Annotated in this window: 3 protein-coding genes and 1 riboswitch; of the genes, 2 read left to right on the top strand and 1 reads right to left on the bottom strand. The window is 27.1% G+C overall.

Annotated features, from left to right (window positions below):
• The first annotated feature begins 248 nt into the window (after positions 1 to 248).
• A riboswitch (purine riboswitch) is annotated at positions 249 to 348 on the top strand.
• Between the two features lie 141 nt (positions 349 to 489).
• Together add and ACRC03_RS19285 are read left to right on the top strand one after the other, a co-directional pair.
• Positions 490 to 1,476 carry an adenosine deaminase gene (gene add, locus ACRC03_RS19280; RefSeq protein ID WP_438654236.1) on the top strand — a complete coding sequence of 329 codons (987 nt, stop codon included), beginning with the start codon at positions 490 to 492 and terminating at the stop codon, positions 1,474 to 1,476.
• A gap of 119 nt (positions 1,477 to 1,595) precedes the next feature.
• Positions 1,596 to 3,536, top strand: a complete 1,941-nt coding sequence (locus ACRC03_RS19285; RefSeq protein WP_438654237.1) for a sensor histidine kinase — start codon at positions 1,596 to 1,598, stop codon at positions 3,534 to 3,536.
• 49 nt (positions 3,537 to 3,585) lie between these two features.
• Here the strand turns inward: ACRC03_RS19285 and ACRC03_RS19290 are convergent, their stop codons facing one another.
• On the bottom strand, positions 3,586 to 4,209 hold the full coding sequence (locus ACRC03_RS19290; protein WP_438654238.1) for a peptidylprolyl isomerase: 624 nt from the start codon (positions 4,207 to 4,209) through the stop codon (positions 3,586 to 3,588).
• Between the last annotated feature and the right edge of the window lie 534 nt (positions 4,210 to 4,743).

Consider the following 4,743-nt stretch of genomic DNA (forward strand, 5'->3'; position numbering starts at 1 on the left):
TTAGCTATATAATTTTGGTATACAGTTGGGATAGGAACTATCCTATAAGCTTGGAGATACTTAGTACAATGGTACTATTGACCAAGAAGCTCCCACTTCAAACGTTACCGTAGGTAGTTAAGTGGTGAGTAGTTCACATCTATGAAAATAGTATAAATAAAAGTTATAGTTTTTATATAAATAATCATGGAAAATATTAAAACTAAATTTATTTTATATATGTTGACAATAGATATAAAAGATAATAAAATATATAAAACTAAATACTTCGTATAATCCCAATAATAAGGTTTGGGAGTCTCTACCAAGAACCTATAATTCTTGATTACGAAGAAGTAATGTGTATTTGATATGCAATGCTTCTTTGTGATTAGGAATTTTTTTATTGCATAGAAGCAAATAGATATGTGGAAATTCAATACAAATGTATATAGCTTAAAAATTATAAAAAGGAAGTTTTATTATTTATAAAAATGGGAGGAAAACAATATGAGAAAATTACCTAAAATAGAATTACATTGCCACTTGGATGGAAGTGTTAGACCGAGCACTGTATTAGATATAATAAAAAAAGAAAATATGGATATAGCTGTGGATAGTTTAGAAGAAATAAAAGCATTACTACAAGTACCTCAAAGCTGCACTTCTCTTAATGAATATTTAAAGAGATTTGAACTACCCAATAATGTAATGCAAAGTAAAGAAAACTTAGAAAGAGTAGCATTTGAATTATTAGAAGATGCAGCAAATGAAAATGTTAAATATATAGAAGTAAGATTTGCACCGCAACTTCATGTACAAAAAGGATTAAACTTTAAAGAGATAATTCAAGGTGTAATAGAAGGCATTAGAAGGGCTGAAGAACTTTATGAAATAAAAGGTAATATAATTTTATCTTGTATGAGATCAAGTGATGTAGAGGATGGATTAAAGGTAGTAGAAGCAGGCAAAGAATATTTAAACAAAGGCGTAGTAGCAATAGATTTAGCAGGGGTAGAAGAAGAAGGATTTAGTCATAAGTTTAAACCTATAATAGATAAAGCTAAAGAATATGGATATAGAGTAACTATACATGCAGGAGAAGCAGCTAGTGGTAAGAATGTAATAGAAGCAATAAACATACTGGGAGCGGAAAGAATAGGCCATGGTGTCAGAATAAAGGATATGGATGAAGCCTATGAGTTAGTTAAAGAAAAAAATATTACTCTAGAAATGTGCCCAACAAGTAATATTCAAACTAAAGCTATAGTTAACTTTGAAGAATATCCATTTTATGATTTCTATGACGATGGTATAAATGTTACATTAAACACTGACAATAGAACTGTATCAAATATAGACTTAACAAATGAAATAAATCTAGTTCTGAATAAAGATAATTTTACAATAAAAGACTATAAAAAGATGTATTTAAACACAATAGAAGTTATTTTTGCAAAAAATGAAGTTAAAAACTGGTTAAAATCTTTTATATAAACAAAATAAGTAAAAATATTGTTATAATATTTATTAAAAAGAGATATTCAGCATAAACATGGAGAAGGATTTATAAGCAAACATTAATATTTACTTTGATGAGGGGAACTGTAAATTTTATGGAATATAGAAAAATAAAATTACTTATTATTATAACAATATTTTTTATTATAGCTTCACAACATGTTTCAAATGCAACACAAGAAAGCAAAAATATATTATTTATAAGCTCCTATAATCCCAATTATATAACTTTTAATGATCAAATATCGGGAATAAAAAAATCACTAGGAGACGATGTGTTTGTTCGGATAGAGTATATGGATTTTAAGAATTACTGTAATAATAAAGATGAAAAAAATACCTTCTATAATTTAATAGAAGATGATTTTAAAAATTATGGAAAATTTGATGCAGTAATTTTAGCCGATGATTTGGCCTTACAATTTGGAATTAAACATAGGTATGATTTATTTAAAGACACACCTGTTGTTTTTTTAGGAGCGAGCTACTTAGAGAATATTGAACAAGCAAAAAAATTAGAAGATTTTTATGGTTTAGTTGAATTGCCTTGTATAGAACATAATCTTAAACTAATAAGTAAATTTCATAGTGGTAAAAATGTAATTGCTATAACAGATAGTTGGCCAAATGAATCTCCAGAAATGAAACAATTCTATAGCTTATCTTCTAAGTATAAAAATCTAAATTTTAAACACTTATCATCTAAGGAAATGAATTTTGAACAGATGAAAAAAGAATTAAGCAAATTAGATGATGATGACGTAGTGTTGTTAACTTATTTGTATAGAGATAAATCAGGAAATGCTATGGGTATTGAAGAATCATCAAAGTTTATAGAAGAAAATACTAATGTGCCTTCATACTGTGTTGCTAGTTATTCTGTAAAAAATGGATTTATTGGTGGCAGAGTAATATCTCATTATGAACAAGGGAGTCAAGCTGGACTAATAGTGAAAGATTTGTTGGAAAATAAAAAACCAAAGGAAAAGGTTATCAATCGAGATGTATTAAATAAATATGTATTTAATTACGAAGAATTACAAGAAAATAAGATTAGAATAGAAAAACTTCCTCAAAATTCAAAAATTATACATGATTCTGATGAATTAATAAATAAATATAATAAAATGAAAGATATAGATTTAGCCATATCAATATGCTTCATTATTATAATTGTGGTTTTTGTATTTTACATATTGAAAAAACAACATTACGAAAAAGTATTACTTGAGGCTAAGGAATTAGCTGAAAGTGCGAATAAAACCAAAAATCATTTTATATCAAATATAAGCCATGAACTTAGAACACCAGTGGCTGTAATTATGTCTTCTAATCAACTATTAGAATTAAATCTAAACAAAATAGAAAATGAATACTCAAATAGTAATGAAAACAATATGAAAATCATAAGGCAAAATTGTTTTAGATTACTTAGGCTAACTAACAATATAATAGATATAGCTAAAGTAGATTCAGGGTTTATGAACTTGAAACTTTGCAATATAGATATAATTTCTTTTTTAGAAGGTATTGTAGAGTCTGTATTACCTTTTGCTCAAAGTAGAAAGCTTAATATAATATTTGATACTACTGAAGAAGAATTAATAATGAGTGTAGATTTAGAAAAAATAGAAAGAATAGTATTAAATTTAATTTCTAACGCTATAAAATTTTCTCATGAAAATAATTATATATATGTAAGCATAGAAACTAATCATGAAATATTTGTATTATCTATAAAAGATTATGGAATAGGAATAGAAGAAAAGTTTTTAAATGCTATATTTGAAAGATTTACTCAAGTAGATGATACGATGATAAGGAAAAATGAAGGAAGTGGAATTGGACTATCTATTGTGAAATCTTTTGTAGAACTCCATGGTGGAAATGTAAAAGTAAAATCTAAGATAAATGAAGGTAGTGAATTTATAGTAGAACTGCCAATTATAATTACAAATACAGACGATTCAAATAAATATTTTGAAAGTTGGATTAATGAAAACACTAATGTAGAGCTTTCAGACATATATTTCTAAAACGAAAGGTTCTATAGAGTTATATCTATAGAACCTTAATTATTTTATATTACATTTTGTCAGGAGCTTTGTATTCTACACCCTTAGTATCTACTTTTATTGATTCAATAACCACATCTTTAACTGGTATATCGTTAGCGCCTGTTTCAACATTCTCTATTCTGTGAACTATATCCAGACCTTTTATAACTTTACCAAAAGATGCGTACTGACCATCTAAATGAGAAGAATCTTTAGTAACTATAAAAAATTGACTTCCTCCACTATCTTTTGCTTGGCTTCTTGCCATAGATAATACCCCTTCAGTATGAGCTAAATCATTTTTAAATTTGTTCTTAGTAAATTCACCCTTTATAGAATAACCAGGACCACCCATGCCTGTTCCATCAGGGTCTCCACCTTGAATCATGAAATCTTTTATTACTCTATGGAATATAAGATTATCATAGAAACCGCTATTTGCTAAAGTTATAAAGTTATTTACAGTATTAGGAGCGATGTGAGGATAAAGTTCAGCCTCAACAGTTCCATAATCCTTAAATACAATAGTAGCTATAGGAAGCTCCTTAGGAGGCGTTCTTACCTCATCTACAGTGCTATTAGAGCATCCAACTAAAGCTAGAGCTCCAGCAAGTATACTTGCTAAAAATCCTTTTTTATTTTTGTTTGTCATAAGTTTACCACCTTTATGTAATTTATGAAATTATTATATCATATTATGCATCTTATTATTTAACAAACTCTATTTTTATACAAGTTTTTAAATTAAGACAGTCAATAAAAGAGTCTATAAACTTTTTTGGTGAAATAAGTTTATATTCTTTTGAACGCTCATATTTATTAATATAAATTATCGTAATTATATAGTTAGACTTAATAACTGCACCTTCAGTGAAAGATATTTTTTCTATATTTTCAAAGGTTAATAGAGTGTTGTTTCTAAGGACAATAAATAGCTTATCTTGTAATAGGAGGTTATTAATAAGTGAAATGGAACTTGGATCAGAACTTATGCCATTTAGTGTAGAGAATATTTTATTTGAGTTAATTGACATTAAAGATTGAAAAATATTACAATAAATTGCCGAAAAGCCCCCTTCTTTAGATGTGGGGATGAAAGGCAAGGTCTCAAACTATCTTAATAAAGAGAGGTGGAACAACTTCTAGTTATATTAAGTCTCAAATGTTGTATAATAAAAATAATATA

It is taken from the genome of Romboutsia sp. (assembly GCF_051659545.1).
Lineage (GTDB): Bacteria > Bacillota > Clostridia > Peptostreptococcales > Peptostreptococcaceae > JBOFOR01.